Annotated in this window: 17 protein-coding genes and 2 tRNA genes; 2 read left to right on the forward strand and 17 right to left on the reverse strand. The window is 65.7% G+C overall.

Going from position 1 to position 20,469, the window contains the following annotated elements:
- Positions 1-196 precede the first annotated feature (196 nt).
- From ACTPOE_RS16275 to ACTPOE_RS16345, 15 genes are all read right to left on the reverse strand, one after another.
- Entirely contained in the window at positions 197-1,234 is a 1,038-nt protein-coding gene (locus ACTPOE_RS16275; RefSeq protein ID WP_458870376.1) for an IS630 family transposase, read from the reverse strand.
- A 36-nt stretch (positions 1,235-1,270) separates the two neighbouring features.
- Positions 1,271-3,250: an ESPR-type extended signal peptide-containing protein gene (locus ACTPOE_RS16280; protein ID WP_458873266.1), complete on the reverse strand. Its 1,980-nt coding sequence runs from the start codon at positions 3,248-3,250 to the stop codon at positions 1,271-1,273.
- A gap of 476 nt (positions 3,251-3,726) precedes the next feature.
- Entirely contained in the window at positions 3,727-4,755 is a 1,029-nt protein-coding gene (locus ACTPOE_RS16285) for a helix-turn-helix domain-containing protein (RefSeq protein WP_458873267.1), read from the reverse strand.
- 249 nt (positions 4,756-5,004) lie between these two features.
- Entirely contained in the window at positions 5,005-5,154 is a 150-nt protein-coding gene (locus ACTPOE_RS16290; protein WP_458873268.1) for a hypothetical protein, read from the reverse strand.
- A 61-nt stretch (positions 5,155-5,215) separates the two neighbouring features.
- A complete protein-coding gene (locus ACTPOE_RS16295; RefSeq protein ID WP_458873269.1) occupies positions 5,216-6,754 on the reverse strand; it encodes an efflux transporter outer membrane subunit in 1,539 nt (512 codons plus the stop codon).
- Positions 6,751-7,869 (reverse strand): ABC transporter permease, encoded by a 1,119-nt coding sequence (locus tag ACTPOE_RS16300; RefSeq protein WP_458873270.1) that lies wholly within the window; start codon positions 7,867-7,869, stop codon positions 6,751-6,753. The genes ACTPOE_RS16295 and ACTPOE_RS16300 overlap by 4 nt, the downstream gene beginning before the upstream one ends.
- 4 nt (positions 7,870-7,873) lie before the next feature.
- Entirely contained in the window at positions 7,874-8,992 is a 1,119-nt protein-coding gene (locus ACTPOE_RS16305) for an ABC transporter permease (protein WP_458873271.1), read from the reverse strand.
- Positions 8,993-9,039: 47 nt separating this feature from the next.
- Positions 9,040-10,815: an ATP-binding cassette domain-containing protein gene (locus ACTPOE_RS16310; protein WP_458873272.1), complete on the reverse strand. Its 1,776-nt coding sequence runs from the start codon at positions 10,813-10,815 to the stop codon at positions 9,040-9,042.
- A 1-nt stretch (position 10,816) separates the two neighbouring features.
- The gene (gene hlyD / locus ACTPOE_RS16315) at positions 10,817-11,857 is read right to left on the reverse strand and encodes a secretion protein HlyD (RefSeq protein WP_458873273.1); all 1,041 of its coding nucleotides are present in this window, start codon (positions 11,855-11,857) and stop codon (positions 10,817-10,819) included.
- Between the two features lie 24 nt (positions 11,858-11,881).
- Positions 11,882-12,310: a hypothetical protein gene (locus ACTPOE_RS16320; protein WP_458873274.1), complete on the reverse strand. Its 429-nt coding sequence runs from the start codon at positions 12,308-12,310 to the stop codon at positions 11,882-11,884.
- Positions 12,311-12,380: 70 nt separating this feature from the next.
- Positions 12,381-12,989 carry a TetR/AcrR family transcriptional regulator gene (locus ACTPOE_RS16325; protein WP_458873275.1) on the reverse strand — a complete coding sequence of 203 codons (609 nt, stop codon included), beginning with the start codon at positions 12,987-12,989 and terminating at the stop codon, positions 12,381-12,383.
- Between the two features lie 163 nt (positions 12,990-13,152).
- Positions 13,153-13,237, reverse strand: a tRNA-Leu gene (locus tag ACTPOE_RS16330).
- A 73-nt stretch (positions 13,238-13,310) separates the two neighbouring features.
- Positions 13,311-14,867: a transporter substrate-binding domain-containing diguanylate cyclase gene (locus tag ACTPOE_RS16335; RefSeq protein ID WP_458873276.1), complete on the reverse strand. Its 1,557-nt coding sequence runs from the start codon at positions 14,865-14,867 to the stop codon at positions 13,311-13,313.
- On the reverse strand, positions 14,864-15,967 hold the full coding sequence (locus ACTPOE_RS16340; RefSeq protein WP_458873277.1) for a PLP-dependent cysteine synthase family protein: 1,104 nt from the start codon (positions 15,965-15,967) through the stop codon (positions 14,864-14,866). The genes ACTPOE_RS16335 and ACTPOE_RS16340 overlap by 4 nt, the downstream gene beginning before the upstream one ends.
- A 48-nt stretch (positions 15,968-16,015) precedes the next feature.
- Positions 16,016-16,105 (reverse strand) — tRNA-Ser (locus ACTPOE_RS16345).
- A gap of 58 nt (positions 16,106-16,163) precedes the next feature.
- Between ACTPOE_RS16345 and ACTPOE_RS16350 the strand changes: the two genes are divergently transcribed.
- Together ACTPOE_RS16350 and speG are read left to right on the forward strand one after the other, a co-directional pair.
- Positions 16,164-17,144: an NAD(P)H-quinone oxidoreductase gene (locus ACTPOE_RS16350; protein WP_458873278.1), complete on the forward strand. Its 981-nt coding sequence runs from the start codon at positions 16,164-16,166 to the stop codon at positions 17,142-17,144.
- Positions 17,145-17,175: 31 nt separating this feature from the next.
- Positions 17,176-17,742, forward strand: a complete 567-nt coding sequence (gene speG / locus ACTPOE_RS16355) for a spermidine N1-acetyltransferase (protein WP_458873518.1) — start codon at positions 17,176-17,178, stop codon at positions 17,740-17,742.
- 91 nt (positions 17,743-17,833) lie between these two features.
- On the opposite strand, the gene pnp is transcribed toward speG, so the two are convergent.
- The gene (pnp, locus tag ACTPOE_RS16360) at positions 17,834-19,975 is read right to left on the reverse strand and encodes a polyribonucleotide nucleotidyltransferase (protein ID WP_458873279.1); all 2,142 of its coding nucleotides are present in this window, start codon (positions 19,973-19,975) and stop codon (positions 17,834-17,836) included.
- A 158-nt stretch (positions 19,976-20,133) separates the two neighbouring features.
- Positions 20,134-20,403 (reverse strand): 30S ribosomal protein S15, encoded by a 270-nt coding sequence (gene rpsO / locus ACTPOE_RS16365; RefSeq protein ID WP_043683847.1) that lies wholly within the window; start codon positions 20,401-20,403, stop codon positions 20,134-20,136.
- Between the last annotated feature and the right edge of the window lie 66 nt (positions 20,404-20,469).

The following is a 20,469-nucleotide window of genomic DNA, read 5'->3' on the forward strand; positions in this document are numbered from 1 at the left end:
GTGGTGGCCTCGCGGTCGGTGGACTCATAACCCAGCACCACGCTGTTGTCCTGCGTGGTGGTCACTTTGCCGCCGAGCACGAACGCTTTGGTGTTCGCAACCTTGTTGTCGTTGCCAACGGCGGCGGATTGCCCCGCGCTGACAGTATTGTAAGCGCCGAGAGCGACGCTCTTATTGATCCGGCCCTCAAACAGTTTTACGCAGCGTATTTGACGTGGAAGTCTTGGAAGTAGGCTTTGACACGTGCCGGCTCGCTGGCGACGACTTGCATGTGCTCTTCTGCAGCGGCGCGTAGTTTGGCCTTCGTGCGTATCGGAACCTTGCGCCCGATGACGTGTTTGAGATCGGCATTCAAGCGTTCTTCGGGATTGAGTTCGGGGCTGTAACTGGGCAGATAGAACACTTCCATCTGATCGGAGTGTGCGGCCAACCACGCCTTCACCGGCTTGCAGTGATGCACGCCCAGGTTGTCCAGGATCAGAAACACCTTGCGCCCGGCATCCTGGACCAGCGACTCGAAGAACTCGATCAACTTTTCGTGATTGAACGCGCCATCAATGATCATCCAGCGTGCCTTGCCCTGGTTGGTGACGCTGGCGATCATCGACAGCTTCTGCCGCGTCCCGCCAATGGCCATCGCCACCGGAGTCTTGCCCTTGGGCGCATAGCTGCGACCGCGCACGTCGGTGTTCACCAGCGCCGTCTCGTCACCCCAGTGGACCTCGCCGCCCTCGGCCTTGGCACGTTCGGCGATGGCCGGATACGTGTCCTCCAACCAGGTTTGCACCGCGGCGGGCGATTGCTCGTAAGCACGCTTGATCGGCTTCTGCGGGGTGAAGCCCCAGCGGGCCAGATACTTGCCCACCGAGCGCACATGCAGCGTCACACCACACTCGCGCTCGATCAGCTGCATAACCGCCGCACGGCTCCACAGCGCAAAGTCCATCTTCAGCTGCTCGGGGCGTTTGTCGCAGATGATGCGGCACACCGTCTGTTCCTGCTCGGCGGTCAGTGCGCGATCCTCGCCACGGCGACGGCCACGCCGACGGGGTGCCAGCGACAGCATCCCCCCCGCCTCATAGCGTGCGATCACCTTGCTCACCGCCGTGTGACTCAGCCCAACGTCAACGGCGATCTGAGGTTTGCTTCGTCCGCGTTTGTACGCACGAATCACCTGCCGACGCCTCTCATGCTGCTCGGCCGGACTGAGCTTTCTTGCATCATCTTTTTCCATCCGCAAAGCATCGCATCAGATCGACAGAATTTCAATCTATTTATGGGCCTGATCTATAGGAGCCGATACATTGGCCCACGTGCCGATCCCGACCGAGTCGGTGCCCGAGACCTGCGGGAAATTACCGATGGCAACCGAGCTGAAGCCGGTGGCGGCGGCGGACGACCCCATCGCGACCGCGTAGCCAGCGTTGGCCGTTGCGCCAAAACCGACCGCGGTGGTCTTCACGACATTAGCATCGCTAGCGCTTCCGGACACCGCGCCGGGCCCGATAGCTACCGTCTCGGATCCATATGCTTTCGCCTTGCTGCCCAGCGCGATGGCATCGTAGGTGAGCGCCTCCGACTTCCCGCCGATGGCAATCGCGTTGCCGATGTTCCCGTTGAGATCGGCGACACCACTGGCCTTCGCATCCTTGCCGATGGCGATGTCGCTGGCGGCGCTGGCCGTCGCATCCACGCCGGCGGCGATGGCATTGAGCCCGGTCGCGCCATCGTTGTCGTAGTTGCCGCCCGGCACGCCGCCACCATCGTTGACGCTGTAATAGTGCGTCAACCCGTCTTCCAGCGCCTGGTTGGCGGCGTAGAGCTGCGAGCCGTTGACCGCATCGGTGGATGTGTCGCTGATGCGACCCGCCGCCACGTTGGTGATGGTGCGCTCGAAGCCCGCGTTGCCGACGCTGACCGTGCTGGTCGGCGCCGCGCCCGCGAAGTCGTATTTCGTGCCGTTGATCGTGACGTCGGTCGTGGCCACCACCGCCGCCGCCTGCGAGTATGCGCCCAGCGCGACGGCAGCTTCATTTCCATTCGTGCCCGAGTAGGTGCCGATGGAGGTGCTGTCAACGCCGCCCGCGTTCGCCCCCGCGCCTGACGCCAGGGCGCCAGTATCTAAAGCTTTCGTATTGAAGCCAATGGCGATCGCGTTACCGCCAGCTGCGCCTGCATTATAGCCCAATGCAACGCCACCGCCGTCTGTCACGGTGGACTGAAAACCGATGGCCGTGTCGCCCAGGCCACTTGCTGATGTCGCCGCACCAATAGCCGTGGCCTGGCCATTCAACGCTTGCGCCGCGCGGCCCATGGCCGTGGTTCCCGCGTGGTCAGCCACCGACGCCGAGCCGATGGCGATAGTCCCTGTGGCGCCCCCCGCAGGGCCCGCCGCATCGAAGGCACGCGCGCCGTTGCCGATGACGATCGCGTCTTCCACCTCCGCCTTCGCGCCCACGCCGGCGGCGAAGGAAGTGTCACCGCTGGCCTGCGCGCCGTCGCCCATGGCGATGGCCTGCGTTTTGCTGGCCTGCGCCGCGTTGCCGATGGCGATCGTCTTCGATGCCGAAGTTGTCGCGGCGCTGCCGATGGCGATGGAGGCATCCGCCGTCGCCTGTGCCTGCGCGGCCTTGCCCATGGAGATGGAGTCCGCCCCGAGCGCACGTGTGATCGAAAAGCCACTGGCATCCCCGCCAATGGCGATGGCCCTGTCCCCCGTTGCAACAGTGTACGCGCCCAGCGCCGTGGAACCTAGCCCGGTGGCATTGCTGCCGTGGCCTAATACCGTCGATCCGGTGCCACTGCTGATAGCCTTGTAACCGATGGCGGTGGAGTTAGCGCCAGATGCCCACGAGGTGTTGCCGATCGCCGTGGCGTAGTCGGCACTTGCCTGGCTTACGGTGCCCAGTGCCAACACCCCTTTTCCGGAGGCCTTCGCGCCACGCCCGATGGCGACGTCGTCCTGACCGCTGGCGTCGGAACCCGTGCCGATGGCGATCGCGTCGGTGCCCCCCGCCGTTGCGTCGTAAGGGCTAGTGCCAGTGGTGGTGCCGCCGCCCACCACCACGCTGCCCGCGTAAGCGGCGCTTGCGCCCGCCAGAGCGACGATGGCGCAACTCGCGCCGAACAGCGCCTTGGCGCCGCTCACGGTACCGGTGCGCACACCGCCGCCTGCGGTGCTGGCCAATTCTGAAGCCACGATCATCTGGCCGCGCGCCTTGCTCCACACCTTGCTGTATATCTTGTTCATACTATGACCCTGTTCCCCTCGCTCGTATTGCGACTAAAGAAATTCTCTGAATCCGACTGCGGCTTTCAATTCGCGCCTATTCACTCGCCAGACACTTACATCTGAAACCATGACAATGGGAGCGTTATTATTTTGGTAATGGGCGTTACCCAAATAGGCAATTCCCGCACACTGGCGTTGCAAAAAACGCAGCCCGGGGAAAATTGACGATGTTTGATATTCGACCGCCTGGAGAACCTCTGAATAAATCGAGCGGCAAGCAGGCGCTGCGGATTCGGGTTGGATGCAAGGCGCGCACCGCAGCCATAGCCGGTGCCATGGCGAGGAGAAGTCCGGACACATTGCAGTCCGCGGGGACTGCAATGTGTCTGACGAATCCGAACCGCTTGCAAGCGATGAGGTGGACAAACTACGCATGCGGATGCATGCGGCGCGAGGGCTTGTTCAGAGATTCCCGGGGGAATCGCCGCGACATCCTATTGCCGATTTGAAGGACCAGATCCCGTCTTGAGCCGCATGCAGCGATAGGCGCCCGGCGTCATGCCGTAATGGCGCTTGAACAGGCGGCCGAAGGAACTGACGTCGGCAAAACCGCAGCGCCAGGAAATATCCGCGATCGAAGTGCCGGCATCGGCTTCGCTGCTCAATAGCCGGGCCACATGTTCGAAACGAGCGGCCTGAAGATGGGCCAGAAATCCGCGCCCTTTTGAATAGGTGGCAAAAAGCTTGTGCACCTGCCGCAAAGACACACCGAAAGCCCGGGCCAGATGTTCCGCGGTCACCAGAGGATCATCATGATGTTCTTGTATCCACAGCAACATGAGGTTATACAGGCTGTTGCGCGCCCGCTCGGAGCACATGCCCTCCTGTTTCTCGCCAGTCACGCCCGGGGACTCATGCAGCAGCATCTGGACCAGCATGCACACCAGGTTTTTCGTGAATATCGATTTCATCGCCGCATGCCTGCCGATGGAATTCATCAGTTCAGGGGTGACTCCGGCGAGATGGGCCGACAGCAGCTTCGCCCAGCCCTGCCCGCACGAAAAGCGATGTCCCGCGCAATCGACGAAGACCTCTTTCCAGCCGCTCAGCAAGGCATCGGGCATGGCCAGGACAGTGCAATCGATGGGCGAATCGGCGCGCTCATAAGGCCGGCTGGCATCGATCAGGATCAGATCCCCCGCCTGCAGGTGGGACTCCCGCTCGCAATGCGCGATATGGGCAGTCGCATTAATCCGCATCAACAGCCAATCCGGCGAATATTCGGAACTGAGGGCGATCTCTTTTCGTCCTCTGATGGAACAGCAGCTGTCGCCGCGCGCAAATATCATGCACGCATTCTCCAGCCCGTGAACCTCGATGTGCCCTGTATAGTCGGACTGACTGGCCGACCGCATGTCCAGCGCCAGCAAGCGCCGCGAAATGAAATCGCACCAGAACCGGAATCGGTCGGAAGGCGCGACATTCTGTGTATCAAAAATTATGGGCTCAGCCGGAATATGCAACCATCACTCCCTTGCCTAAATCCGTCCGCCATATGGAAACAATTCCCGATATGCCGGACGCGATACGCCGCACATCAAGGCCAGACCCTCGAGCGCGGCGGTGACTCTATCTCGGCGATGTACCAAACTTAAGTATTATTATTTCAACAAGGGGAGTTACACTAATAGACAATTCGAGAACGAAAGATAGGCAAAAAATGCGCGCCGGCAAAAATTGATAATACTTGACATTCTGGCGGCGAAGACGCCTCATCCTGTATCATTGTGCGCATAAAGTTTCGGCTGGCCGCGCCGATCTCGCCCCATGATGTCGGCGACACGGTTGATGCCGCCGACGATGTCCCGCACCGGGGCGCCCGCGCGCGAGGTCCGCTCGTCGCCCTTGGCGGCGGATTCCACGAAGGAGTCGATCAGGCCCTTGATCCAATGGCCCGGACGCCGGTGTTCTCCTCGCGTCGAGTCATGGACCCGGAAACGCGACTGGAGCGGCGGCGCTCCGGGGCGGATGGGTTGAGGCCGATGCCGCCGTGGGTGCGTCCCAGCCACCACCAAGGGCCTTGTACAGCGCCACCAATTGCACGGCCGCGTTGGTGTGTGCCCGCGCGGCTGCGGTTTCAGCCTCATGCAGGCCGCGCTCGGCGGCCAGCAGTTCGACCAATGCAATATCGCCCGCCGCGTAGCGCGCCCTGGCATGGCCATAGCTTGTGCGCGCGGCACCCAGTGCCATGCCGCGACGCTCCAGTGTGTCCAGCCCGCCGTGGTAGTCGCCCAGCGCGCGCTCGGCGTCTCCCAGCGCCGTCAGCACGGCCTGCTCGTAGGCCAGTGCGGCCTTCCGCTCGGCCGCCTCGCGTGCCCGAATCTCGGCGCGAACGCGGCCACCGTCGAACAAACGCCAGGAAATCAACGGCAGGATGGAAAAGCGCGAACTGGAGGCATCAAACCAATTGCCTGCGCTGAGCGCCTGGAACCCGCCGCCGACACCGATGGAGAGCTTGGGGAACAACTCGGCCGTGGCCACGCCGATGTCGGCGGAACTCGCGGCCAGACGCCGTTCCGCGGCCAGCACGTCAGGGCGCCGGCGCAGCAGATCGGCACGCTCCCCCACCGGCAGCGCCCGCAGCGTGCCCGGCGTCGAGGGGCCATCGAGCAATGCCAGCTCCCGCTCCGGCGGTGCGCCCAGCAGCACGCCCAGGCTGAGCACCGCGGCGCGCTGCCGCGCCTGGATATCCGGGATGAGCGCGTTGACCGCCGCCCATTGGGCGTACACCGCTTCCACGTCGGCGGCCGACGCATCGCCCCGCGCATGCCGCAGGCGCGCCAATTCCAGGGTCTGCCGCAGCGTGTCCAGCGTGGCCTGTTGTGCGTGCAATTCGTCGCGGGCGCCGACAGCGGTGAACCAGGTGCGCGCGACCTCGGCAACGATGCGCATGCGCACGCCCTGCGCCTCGGCTTCGGTCGCCCGCAGGCGGGCGCTGGCGCCTTCAAGGGCGCGCCGCCTGGCTCCGAACAAGTCTGCCTCCCAGGCCGCATCGAAACCCGCATCGTAAATGGTCTGCGTAGCGTCAAGACCGGGAATGGAGCCGACGGGCAAGGCGCCGTTCTCGCTTTGGCGGCGCCGGTCGACACTCGCGCCGGCGTTCGCGATGGGCAATGCCTCGCCGGCCACACGATCGCGCAGGGCGCGTGCCTCATCGATGCGTGCCACAGCCTGGCGCAGATCCAGGTTCCGCGCCAGCGCCGTGGCCATCAGGCGATCGAGGACCGGATCGTCCAGTGCGGACCACCATTGGCTCAAGTCCGCGGACCGGGATTCGCTTGCCAGCGGCAAGGTCCAACCGCTGCCGACGTCGACCGGCGGTGGCTCGCGGTAGTCGGGGCCTACAGTTGCGCAGGCAGTCAGCAGCACGCAGGACAAGGTCAGCGCGAGCGGACGCGCGCGCCCAGGGGCCAGGCCGGCGGCGATTGCGCGAAACAAGGGAGCGCGAGTCTTGGATTTCATTGCAGGCGTCCTCGGACGAACAGGGTGGCCATCGTCAGCGTGGCGAGGGTGATGACCGCCAGCGGCCACAGGCTGGCGAGGATGTCGCCGGGCGGCATGGCCTTGAGAAAGCTGCCTTCGACGATGATGAGGAAGTGAGTCAGCGGAATGGCCTGCGCCAGCCATTGCAGGGCGACGGGCATGTTTTCCACAGGCGTCGCAAAGCCGGACATCAGCACCGCCGGCACGCCGATGGCGAACGCCCCCAGGATGGCCTGCTGCTGCGTCATGCTGACCGCGGAAATCATCAGACCGATGCCGACCACCGACAGAATGAACAGCGCCAGGCTGGCGAGCAGGAGCGCAAACGAGCCGGTAAACGGAATGCCGAACAGGAATACGCCCACGCCGATCATGAACAGGCCCAGCACGATGCCAATTGCGAGTGCCGGCAGTGATTTGGAAATGATGATCTCGGGCGTCGAGGTGGGCGACACCAGCAACTGGTCGAAGGTGCCGAGCTCGCGTTCGCGCGCGATCGACAGCGAGGTGATGAGCAGCGCGCTGAACAGCGCCAGGATGCCCGTCAGCCCGGGCACGATGAACCAGCGGTAGACCAGATTCGGGTTGAACCCGTGGCGCACGACCACGGGCGTTGGCGCTTGTGCGTCGGGCACGACCTCGGCGCCGACATCGGCGGCGATGGTGGACAGATAGGCCACGGTGATCTGCCCCGAATTGCTGCGCCGGCCATCGACCAGCACCTGCGCGCGGCCACTTTCTCCGGCGGCGATGGAGCGTGAGAAATCCACCGGGATGGCGAGCGCGGCGATCACTTCGCCACGGTCGATCAGTTCATGCAGCCGCCGCTGGCTGTCGACATGCCGGACGTGGGTGATGAAGCGGGCGCTGTCCAGACGCTGGACCAGTTCGTGCGACCAGCGCCCCGCATCCTGGTTGTAGACGGCGATATCGACGTTGCGCACTTCCAGCGTCGCGGCGAAGGCGAACACCAGCAACTGCAGGATCGGCGGCACGAACACCACCATGCGGCTGCGCGGGTCGCGCAGGACGCTGAGCACTTCCTTGACGAACTGGGCGCGCAGGCGGGTGAATGAGAATGCGGAGCCCGACACGGTCTTACTCCAGGTTCTTGCGCGTGGCGCGCTTGGCGATCATGAAGAACAGCGCTCCGATCGCCGCCATGGCCGCCAGGTTGGGCAGGAACACGGCCCATATGTCGCCGGCCAGGAACACCGTCTTCAGCGAATCGACGAAGTAACGCGCCGGAACCAGCCGGGTGATGACCCGGATCGGCGCGGGCATGGCGTCGATCTCATACAGAAAGCCCGACAGCATGAAAGCCGGCAGAAAGCCCGTGAACAGCGCGATCTGCGCGGCCAGGAACTGGTTGCGCGCCAGCGAGGAAATCAGCAGGCCCTGGCCCAGGGCCGGCACCATGAACACCGCCGACAGGAGCAACAGGACCGGCAAGGAGCCCCGCATCGGGACGCCGAACACGAACACCGCCAGCGCCGCCGCGCCCAGCGTGGACAGCATGCCGAGCACGAAATACGGCAGCAGCTTTCCGATCAGGATTTCGGCCACCGAAGCGGGTGTGGACAGCACGGCCTCCATCGTGCCGCGCTCCCATTCGCGCGCCACCACCAGCGCGGTCAGCATGGTGCCGATGATGGTCATGACGATGGCGATGGCACCGGGGATCAGCGCGCGGCGGCTTTCCAGCTCGGGGTTGAACCAGTAGCGTGGTTCCAGCACGACGGCCTGCGCGGGCGCCGCGACATCCAGACCGGCGCGCCAGGACTGGACCACGCCGCGAGCGTAGTTTTCGACGTAGTTGGCGGTATTGGGGTAGGAACCGTCGGTGACGATCTGCACCAGCGGTTCGCTGCCACGCCGGGCCAGACGCCGCTCGAAATCCTGCGGAATCACCACGTAGCCGCGCAGGTCGCCGGAGACCAGTTGGTCGGCCACTTCGCGCCGGTCATGGGCGAAGTGCGTATTCAGGAAGCGGGTGCCCGAAAACGCCGCGGCCAGCGACTGCGCCGATGCGCCGGGCGACTCCAGAACCACGCCGACACGGACCTCCTTCGCATCCAGCGACACCGCATAAGCGAACAGCAGCAGCAATATCACCGGCAGCACGAACGCGATCAGCAACGTCGAAGGATCGCGCAGCGCCTGGTGGCTTTCCTTGACGACCAGGGCAATCAGGCGCCGCGGCTCAAAATGACGCAAGTCGGTCCGCAGTGATCCGCTACCGCCTTTGTGCTTCGCAGGGCCGGTCATGGGGCGGCCTCCATCTCGCGGTCCGCCGACTCCACCAGGTGAATGAAGGCGTCCTCCATCGTCGGGTCGGGCCGTTCGGGACCGATCGCCGAACGTTTGAGCGCATCGGGCGTATCCAGCGCAATCAGTTGCGCACGCGAGAGCATGGCCACGCGGTCGCAGTATTCGGCCTCGTCCATGAAATGGGTGGTGACCATGATGGTCACGCCCTTGCGGGCCAGACCGTTGATATGGGTCCAGAATTCGCGTCGGGTGATGGGATCCACCCCTGAAGTGGGCTCATCCAGAAACAGCACCGGGGGCCTGTGCATGAGCGAACAGGCCAATGCCAGGCGCTGCTTGTGCCCCAGCGGCAGGGAATCGGGCGAGACGGACAGCCAGTCCCCCAGACCGAAGGTTTCGATCATCTCGGCGATGCGCTCGCGCCGGGTGGTGCCTTCCAGTCCGTAGACGCCGGCCGAGAATTCCAGGTTCTGCCGCACCGAGAGCAGGCCGTAGAGCGAAAACTTCTGCGCCATGTAGCCGAGCCGGCTCTTGGCTGCGCCGGTGGCGCGGCGCAGATCATGGCCCACCACATGCGCTTCGCCGGCAGTGGGTTTCAACAGGCCGCACAACATCTTGAAAGTGGTGGACTTGCCGGCGCCGTTGGGGCCGAGCAGGCCGAAGATTTCGCCCTTTTGCACCTCGAAGCTGACGTTGTCGGTGGCGGTGAACTCGCCGAAACGCTTGGTGAGGCCGCGGCACGACACGGCAATGTCGAAACCCCGCTCAACCGGCGGCAGGCGCTCGGCCAGTATCGATGTGCCGCCGGGGCCGCCACCGAGCAGATCGATGAAGGCGTCTTCGAAGCGCGCAGGCACCTGCGCCAGCCGCGCCCGCACCTGATCGGACAGGGCCTGGACCTGCCCCCTGTCCGCGCCCTCGCGCAACACCACGCGCACGCCGGCACCCTGAATCACGCCATCGCTCACGCTGGGCAGGTCGAGTGCTTGGGTCAGGACCGCCCGGCGCTCGGCACCGACGTCTTCCAGACGGAAACTGCGGCCTTCGAGCCGCGCGGTCAGTGCTTGCGGCGGACCATCGAACAGGAGCTGTCCCTGGTTCAGCAACAGTACGCTCTCGCAGCGTTCGGCTTCGTCGAGATAGGCGGTGGACCAGACCACGGCCATGCCCTCGTCGGTCAGCGCCTGCACCATGCGCCACAAATCCTGGCGGCTGACCGGGTCGACGCCCACGCCCGGCTCGTCCAGCAGCAGCACCTTGGGCCGCGCCATGAGCGCACAGGCCAGGCCCAGCTTCTGCTTCATGCCACCGGAGAGCTTCCCGGCCAGCCGTTTGGTGAAGGGCCCGAGCCGCGTGAAATCGAGCAGTTCGGCAAACAGATCGGCGTTGCGGTCCGCATCCATGCCGCGCAACCGCGCGTACAGGCGCATGTTCTCCATCACCGACAGGTCTTCGTACAGGCCAAAGCGCTGCGGCATGTAGCCGCTGGCGACGTGAATGGCGTCGTTGTCCCTGACCACGTCATGGCCGGCCAAGGTGACGTGGCCGGCGTCCGGCACCAGGAGGCCGGTCAGAATCCGCATCAACGTCGTCTTGCCGGCGCCGTCGGGGCCGACCAGACCCGTCAGCCGCCCATAGTGGATGCGCGCGCTCAAGCCTCGCAGGGCTTTGACGTCGCCGAAATGCTTGCCCATGCCCTCGATGACGACGGCGGCGTCTTTTTCGCCCGCGCCAGCGGGCGCGGCGGCGATGACGGGGCCTGCCCGCATTTCAACGCTCCCCCGCCGGGATACCGGTACCGGCGTTCGCCTCGACCTCGATCGTCACCGGCATGCCCTGGCGCAAGGCACCGTCGCTGTCGGCTTCGTCGATGACGATGCGCAGGCGGTACACCAGATCCGTGCGCAAATCCGTCGTCTCCACCGTCTTGGGGGTGAACTCGGCGCGCGGCGAGATGAAGCCGATCTGGCCGCGATAGACCTTCTCTGATGAATCGCTTTTGACGCGCACCACAGTACCGGGCGCGATACGCCCCAAGTCCGGCTCGCCCACGTAGGCGCGCACGTAAACCGGCTTGTCCAGGCTCAGGCTGTAGACCGTGCTCTGGCTTGCAACCATGCTGCCGGGCTCACGCACCCGTGCAATGACGGTTCCGCTGCTGGGCGCCATCAATTCGGCATCCGCCAGGGCGGTAGTGGCTTGCGCCACGGCGGCCTGCGCGACCGCAAGGCGAGCCTCCGCCGCGTCGATGTCTTCCTTGCGAAAACCTTCGGATGCCTGCGACAGGGCCGCCTTGGCCGCTTCGACGCCAGCGGCCGCCTGGTCGCGTGCCGTGCGGGCGGCATCGACCGTGCGCTGGCTGCTGGCACCCGATGCCAGCAGGCCACTCTGGCGCTGGAAATTGCGCTCGGTCTCGGTGGCGAGCGCCTGGGCCTGCCTGAGGGCTTCGCGCGCCTGGGTGATTTCCTGCGGTCGCAGGCCGCGGCGCAGCTTGGCCAGTTCCGCCTGCGCCACCCGGGCCTGGGCCTGCGCCGCCGCAAGCGCCTCCCGATAGGGTTGCGCATCAAGCGCGGCCATGCGTTCACCGGCGTGAACGGCATCGCCCTCATCGAAAGCCATTTGCACGACACGCCCGGGCTGGCGGAAGGCCAGTTGAACTTCGCGGATGTCGACGTTGCCGTAGAGGCGCAATGAATCTTCCTTGCCAGGGCCGCGCGATAGCTGGAACGCCAGCACGCCGGCGAGAGCGAGCACGGCGGCGGCGATGACGACCCAACGGATTTTCCTGGTGGGGAGGTTTGGAGTTTTCATGGAGGGGGTTTCCGCTAGAGGCGCTCAGTGCCCGCGTGCGGCCGGCGCATTCACCGCTGACCGGCGCCAGGCCACGGCCGCCATGCCAGCCCACACCAGCGTGCGCAGCGTCATGGCGGCCACGGTGCGCCGCTCCCAGGCGCCACCCAGAACCACATGCACTCCGAAAGCCAGGAACACGAGCGCGGTCGTCATCGCGATGGCGATCGCCAGCCACACGGCCCAGCGCCGATGCATCCACAAGCCGACGCCAGCGACGATATAGGCGAACCCGGCCAGGAAATTGAACCAAAGCACGAAAGGCACGTAGTGGCCGGCGGCCTGGCGCGCCGCGCCGTCGATGAACAGAACTGCGCCGCCCTCCCGAAGAGTCAGCAGGCCAAAACCGATGGCGAACAGGGAGGCCAGCCGGTTCCAGGTGTCGCGTCGCGGATGCGTGGTGGTCATCTTCATGGCTTTTTCCTGATCGGGGAAATACCCGGGTCTTCACGGTGGTCTCGTCGCGCGCGCGCCGGGAGGTGTTTCATCGGATGCGCTCGATGCCACGGAAATAGATGGCGAACACGGCTGGCGCGTCACGGCGGATGCGATCGACCTCGCCGGCCAGCAGCGACTGCATGACCAGTCCCTGGATCGTGCCGATGAACAACACGGCAGCGGCGTCCACGTCCAGATCCGCATCCAATTCGCCCTGCGCCTTGCCTGTTTCCATGAGGCGGCGCAGGCGCTGTCCGTATTGACGGAGCAAGGTCTGCACCATCCGCTTGGCGAGCGTTTCGCCGGAGCGCTGCAGTTCTCCGAACAGCATGCGCGGCACGCCGGGATGCTTGGCCACGAAGTCGATGTGCGTCATGAACATGGCTTCGAGCGCCGCGGCAGGGGACGCGGCGCCTTCGGCCGCCTTGTCCACGCGCACCAGCAGACGCTCACCGACCCAGGTCATCGTTGCCTCCAGGATCGCGTCCTTGGTGGGGAAGTGGCGAAACAGCGCGCCCTGCGTCAAACCCATTCGATCAGCAATGGCCGTCGTCGTGATCTCGGCCGGGTTTTGCTCCGCTGCCAGGTCCACCACGGCTTGCACTGTGGCCGCGCGCCGCTCTTCAGCGGGCAGATATTGAGGACGTTCGCTCACTGCTCGGACTCCATGAAGTAAGTGATTTGTTACTATCTTATCATGGAAAACTTCCATGGCGGAAGATCTGATGTCGATAGTCATCATGTCGAGCGCCCGACGCGCTCGCATGGCAATTCTTCACAACTAAAAAGGCCACCTCGAAGCGAGGTGGCCTTGCTGTTGGTGCCCGAGGCCGGAATCGAACCGGCACGCCTTGCGGCGAGGGATTTTAAGTCCCTTGTGTCTACCGATTTCACCACTCGGGCGTGATGTGATGCGGCATTGTACAGAATAAGGCAGGGCGGCCCGGCGGTGAAAGAGACCTTGCCTGCCCGCCCGTCAACCCAGCACCACGGCGCGAACCCGATCCCGCCCGGCGCGCTTGGCGGCGTACAGCTGCGCATCCGCGCCGGCCAGGAGCTCCCGCACGCCGGCGCGCCCGCCTTCCAGGGTGGCGACGCCGATGCTCACGGTCACATGGGGGACGCCCGCCCGGGGATTCGGCAGCGCGAGCCGCGCCACCGCCTCGCGGATGCGCTCGGCAACGGCCCATGCGGCCTCGGAACCGGTATCGGGCAGCAGGCAGGCGAACTCCTCGCCGCCGTAGCGCGCCAGCAGGTCGGCGGGCCGGACCGCATTGTCGCGCAGCGCCCGGGCGATGGCGCGCAGGTAATCATCACCGGTCTGATGGCCGAAGTGGTCGTTGACGCTCTTGAAATGATCCACATCCAGCATCATCAGGCTCAGGGGAGATCCCATGCGCCGCCAACGCGCATGCTCGCGCGCCAGCGTCTGGTCGAAATGGCGGCGATTGGCCAGATGGGTCAGGCCGTCGGTCTGGCTCTGCTTTTCCAGTTCCAGATTGGCGGCCTGCAGGGCCTCCCGCTGTCGCAGGATGTGCTGGTTGCGCTCGGCCAGCAGACGGGACAGCCGGCGGTAGCGGCGCAGAGTCAGGAAGGACGCCAGGGCCAGGAGCGCGGCGACGCCCCCGGCGATCTGCAGCAGGACCCGCTGGCTGCGCTGGGCCACATAGCGCTCGATGAGCTGGCCCTCGCCCTCTTCATGCCGCGCGATGGACTCCGACAAGTCCATCGCCGCGAGATAGCGATCGAACACCGGCACCAGGCGCCGATGCTCCGGGGTATCGCTGAAGTAGAACCGGTAGGCGCGCGGATATTCCTGCAGGGCCAGGACGATCTCCAGGTCGAAATATTCGTGGCTGTAGCGCTTTTCCGTGAAGATGCTCTTGTTGAACACGGCCACATCGATCTCGCCATCACGCAGGGCCTGGAACAGGCCGTCGCTGGAGGTCTGGTCGTAGATCCGCAACTGTCCCGCCGGGACGAGATCCCGGAGGATGGGCTCGAACGCGGCGCCATGCACGACGCCGACACGATAGCGTGCCAGGTCGCCCATCCGGTAGATCGGCGGCTGCCACCCCTTGCGGGCGATGACGGCATAGCGGCTTTCGTAATAAGGCCGGGTGAACAGGCCGTGCTGCGCGCGGTCCGGCCGCTGGCTCAATGGCATCAGGACGTCGGCGCCGCCCGTCTGGATCAGGCCGATCCGCTCCGCCACGGTCCGGCCCCGCTCCGGCTCGATACCATAGCGCAGCCCGAGCCGACTGGCGATGAAGCACCAGACATCGATGCCGATACCTGAATAGACGCCCCGGCCCACGTCGCGGCGCACCATGGGCGGCGCGTCCAGGACCAGCATGCGCAGGGGAGGCAAGGCGTGGAACTCGGCCAGTTCCTCGGGACTGACGACGACGGGTTCGTTCAGGCGCAGGGAACGGGCGCCGTCACAGTTCACGGCCTGTGCGGCCGGAGCGAGTCCCGGCGACAGTCCCCCCAGCAGCAGCCCCAGGATGGCGGCCGCCGATCGCCGACTCACAAGAGGCTTCCCTCTCCAGTGTCCAGGAAATGCTCGATCCGCTTGCGCCATCCGCCGATGTCCAGTCGCTGCGATCGCAGCCAGGCTTCATCATAATAGCTCGTGGCGTACCGGTCGCCGCTGTCGCAGATCAGGGTGACCAGGGATCCTGTCCGCCCCTGCCGCCGCATGAGCGACGCCATGCAAAGCACGCCCATGAAATTCGTCCCCGTCGATCCGCCGACGCGGCGGAACAGCCGGTCGGACAACACGTGCGCGGCTGCGATCGAGGCTTCGTCGGGAACGCGGATCATCTCGTCGATGACGGTCGGGATGAAGGAAGGCTCGACGCGCGGACGCCCGATCCCTTCGATGCGCGAACCCGCCGCCGTGATGTTCACGTCGCCGCTCTGCCAGGCCTCGTAGAAGGCCGAGCCCTCGACGTCGACCACGCAGAGCCGGGTGTCCAGGTTGCGGTAGCGGATGAAGCGCCCGAGGGTGGCGGAGGTCCCTCCGGTGCCGGCGCTCATGACCACCCACTCGGGGACGGCATGGAATTCGCCCGACATCTGGCGGAAGATGCTTTCCGCGATGTTGTTGTTGCCGCGCCAGTCGGTGGCGCGCTCGGCGTGCGTGAACTGGTCCAGGTAGTAGCCGCCCGCCTCGTCGGCAATGGCCTGGGCCGCGCCGTAGACTTCCCGGGCGTGTTCCACGAAATGGCAGCGTCCGCCGAACCGTTCGATCGCCTCGATTTTCTGCTGGCTGGTCGAACGCGTCATCACGGCGACGAACGACAGGCCCAGCAGGCGGGCGAAATAGGCTTCCGACACCGCCGTCGAGCCGGACGAGGCCTCGACCAGGAGCGTGTTCTCGCGGATGCGGCCGTTGCAGATGCCGTACAGGAACAGGGAACGCGCCAGGCGGTGCTTGAGGCTGCCGGTCGGGTGCGTGCTCTCGTCCTTGAAATAGATGTCGATGCCGCGCAGCCCCGGAAAATCCGGCTTCACCAGATGCGTGTCGGCGGAACGCCGGCCGTCGGCTTCGAGGATGTGGATGGCCCGGCGCGTCCAGCCCCGGTCTTCCGGCGTCAGCACGCTTCGGCCCTTGATGCAGTGATCCATGTCGTGACTGCCCTGTCCCGGGTGACGACGGGGCCGCCCGAACGCGATTGGCGGAAGCGGTGAGATTCGAACTCACGGATGGGTCGCCCCATCGCCGGTTTTCAAGACCGGTCCATTCAACCGCTCTGGCACGCTTCCACATCGAAGATCGAGAGTGTAGCGCATAATGCCGCTTGCACATCCAAAGGAGCGCCACATGCAAGCCATTGAAATCACTGCGCCGGGCGGCCCCGAAGTCCTGCAACCGACGGACCGCCCCGTCCCCGTTCCCGGCCCCGGCGAGGTGCTGATCGAAGTCGAAGCCGCCGGGGTCAACCGGCCCGACGTCTTCCAGCGCCAGGGCAGCTACCCGCCCCCCGCCGGCGCGTCCGACCTGCCGGGCCTGGAAGTGGCCGGACGCATCGTCGGCGGCGAACCGGAATCGGCCGGATTCAAGCTGGGCGATGCCGTCTGCGCCCTGGTGGCCGGCGGCGGCTACGCGCAATTCTGCGCCGCGCCCGCCGTGCAGTGCCTGCCCGTGCCTGCCGGCCTGTCCATGATCGAGGCCGCCGCGCTGCCGGAAACCTATTTCACGGTCTGGAGCAACGTCTTCGACCGAGGCGCGCTGGCGCCCGGCGAGACCCTGCTGGTCCACGGCGGCGCCAGCGGCATCGGCACGACGGCCATCGCGCTGGCGCGCGCCTTCGGCCACACGGTCTACGCCACCGCCGGCAGCACCGAGCGCGTGCGGGCCATCGAAGCGCTGGGCTGCGCGCGCGGCATCGACTACCGCGCGCAGGACTTCGTCGCGGAGATCAAGGCGCTGACGAACGGCCGCGGCGTGGACGTGATCCTGGACATGGTCGCGGGCGGCTACCTGGAACGCAACATCGAAGCCCTGGCCGACGATGGCCGGCTGGTGATGATCGCGCTGCTGGGCGGCGCGCGCGGGACGCTGAACTGCGGCCAGGTGATGCGCCGCCGCCTGACGGTGACGGGCTCGACACTGCGGGCGCGCCCCGTGGAATTCAAGGCCCGCATCGCCCGGGCGCTGCGCGAACGGGTCTGGCCGCTGCTGGAATCCGGCATGGTCCGGCCTTCGATCCACGCGGCCTTCCCGCTGGCCCAGGCCGCGCGCGCCCACGCGATGATGGATGCGGGCGAGCAAGTCGGCAAGATCGTGCTGGTCGCGCGCTGACGCGCCCGCCGGCAGCACGCAAAAGGAAAGGATATCGACCATGCATGCCGAACACACCAAACTGCGCCCGCTGGAGCGGGCGGACCTGCAATTCGTGCATCAGCTGGACAACAACGCCAGCGTGATGCGCTACTGGTTCGAAGAGCCGTTCGCGACCTTCTCCGAATTGCAATCCCTGTACGACCAGCACGTGCATGATCAGGGCGAACGGCGCTTCATCGTCGAAAGCGACGGCGAAAGGACCGGCCTGGTGGAGTTGGTGGAAATCGACCATGTCCACCGGCGCGCGGAATTCCAGATCATCATCGCACCGGAACACCAGGGCCGGGGCCTCGCCACCCGCGCCACGCGGCTGGCGATGGAATACGGCTTCAAGGTGCTGAACCTCTACAAGCTCTACCTGATCGTGGACACCGAGAACAAGAAGGCGATCGGCATCTACACCCGGATGGGATTCCAGACCGAAGGCGAGCTGAAGGACGAATTCTTCATCAACGGCGAGTACCGCAGCGCGCTGCGGATGCGCCTGTTCCAGCACGAATATCTGGGGAAACACCCGCCGGCGCCGCCACGGCTGACGGAAACGGCCGCTTATTGATCACCGCCGGATCCAGACGAAACGGGGGCGCCCCGCGAGGCGCCCCCGTTTCTCGTTCCGCGCGACCCGGGGGCCGGCGGACATGGCCGGGTTACTGCGCGGCCGGAGCGGCGGGACCGCCCTGGGCCTCGATCCCGCCGATCGCCTTGACCGACAGGCGCAGGCGGCCGCGCTCGTCGGCCTCGAGGATCTTGACACGCACGGACTGGCCGACCTTCAGCACGTCGTTGATATCGGCGATGCGGTAGTTGGCGATTTCCGAGATGTGCAGCAGGCCGTCGCGGCCCGGCAGGACCTGGACGATGGCGCCGAAATCCAGCAGGCGCAGGACGGTGCCCTGGTACTCCTGGCCCACTTCGACGTCGGCGGTCAGTTCCTTGATGCGGCGCTCGGCTTCGTGGGCGCGATCCAGGTCGGCGCTGGCGATGGTGATGCTGCCATCGTCGCTGATGTCGATCTGGCAACCGGTTTCCTCGGTCAGCGCACGGATGGTGGCGCCGCCCTTGCCGATCACATCGCGGATCTTTTCCGGATTGATCTTGATGCTGAGCATGCGCGGCGCGAAGTCGGACAGTTCCTGGCGGGAGCCGTCGATGGCTTCACGCATCTTGCCCAGGATGTGCAGGCGGCCTTCGCGGGCCTGGGCCAGCGCGACCTGCATGATTTCCTTGGTGATGCCCTGGATCTTGATGTCCATCTGCAGGGCGGTGATGCCGCTGACGGTGCCGGCGACCTTGAAGTCCATGTCGCCCAGGTGATCCTCGTCGCCCAGGATGTCGGTCAGGACGGCGAACTTGCCGCCTTCCTTGATCAGGCCCATGGCGACGCCCGCCACATGGTCCTTGACCGGCACGCCGGCGTCCATCATGGACAGGCTGCCGCCGCAGACCGAGGCCATGGACGAGGAACCGTTGGATTCGGTGATCTCGGACACCAGGCGCAGGGTGTACTGGAAGTCTTCCGCGGCGGGCAGCAGCGGCGACAGGGCGCGCTTGGCCAGGCGGCCGTGGCCGATCTCGCGGCGCTTGGGCACGCCGAAGCGGCCGGTCTCGCCGGTGGCGAACGGCGGCATGTTGTAGTGCATCATGAAACGGTCACGGTATTCGCCCATGATCGAGTCGATGATCTGCTCGTCCTGCTTGGTGCCCAGGGTGGTGACCACCAGCGCCTGGGTCTCGCCGCGCGTGAACAGCGCCGAGCCATGGGCGCGCGGCAGCACGCCCAGGCGGATGCTGATCGGGCGCACGGTACGCGTATCGCGCCCGTCGATGCGCGGCTCGCCGTTCAGGATCTGGCCGCGGACGATTTCCGATTCCAGGGCGAACAGCATGTTCTCGACCTCGACGCCGTCGGGGGCGGCATCGCCCCGGGCGGCGGCGTGCTCGGCCAGCTTGGACTTGACGTCGGCGCAGACCTGGCGCAGGCGTGTGGTGCGCTCCTGCTTGTCGCGCAGTTGATAGACGGACTTCAGGGGTTCGAAGGCGGCCGCGCGCACGGCGGTGGCCAGGACTTCGTTGCGCGGAGCGGGCTGCCAATCCCATTCGGGCTTGCCGGCCTCGGCCACCAGTTCGTGGATGGCGTTGATGCAGGTCTGCATCTGTTCGTGGCCGAACACCACGGCGCCCAGCATCACGTCTTCGGACAGTTGCCTGGCTTCGGATTCGACCATCAGCACGGCGGCTTCGGTCCCGGCCACCACCAGGTCAAGCTGGGACTCGCCGCGCACCTGCGAAGCGCCGGGGTTCAGGACGTACTGGCCGTCGATGTAGCCCACGCGGGCGGCGCCCACCGGACCGTTGAAGGGAATGCCGGAGATCGCCAGGGCGGCCGAGGCGCCGATCAGGGCGGGGATGTCGGGATCGACTTCCGGATTGACCGACACGGTGTGGATGATGATCTGGACGTCGTTGTAGAAGCCGTCCGGGAACAGCGGGCGCAGCGGGCGGTCGATCAGGCGGGAGGTCAGGATTTCCTTTTCGGAGGGCTTGCCTTCGCGCTTGAAGAAGCCGCCGGGGATCTTGCCGGCCGCATAGGTCTTTTCGACGTAATCGACGGTCAGCGGAAAGAAATCCTGGCCGGGCTTGGCGGTCTTGGCGGCCACCACCGTGGCCAGCACCACCGTGTCGGCGACGGACACCAGCACCGCGCCGCCGGCTTGGCGGGCGACTTCGCCGGTTTCCAGGACGACGGTGTGCGGGCCGTACTGGAACGACTTGCTCACTTTGTTGAACATTTTCTGATCCTATAAAAGGGACGCCTGCGGGGCTCCTGCCCGCGACCCGCCCACCGGAGGCGGGGCCGATTGCGGCGACCCATGACAAAAAGCCGCGCACGCTGCGCGAAACGTCGCAGCGTGCACGGCTCGTGCAAGGGGAGCGAAGCCCCCGGGCATTACTTGCGCAGGCCGAGTTTTTCGATCAGCGCACGGTACGAATCCGGGTTGCGGCCCTTCAGGTAGTCCAGCAGCTTGCGACGGCGGCTGACCATGCGCAGCAGGCCGCGACGCGAGTGGTGGTCTTTCTTGTGGGTCTTGAAGTGGCCGGTCAATTCGTTGATGCGGGCCGTGAGCAGGGCGACCTGGACTTCGGGGGAGCCGGTGTCGCTGGCGGCGCGCTGGAATTGCGCGACGATGTCGGACTTGACGATATCTGCAACAGACATTTTATTCCTCAATGGACAAGCGGCAGCACCGAGGCGCGCTGCCGTGGGATCAAATGAAAACGCCAC

The sequence above is a fragment of the Castellaniella sp. WN genome, from assembly GCF_054457555.1.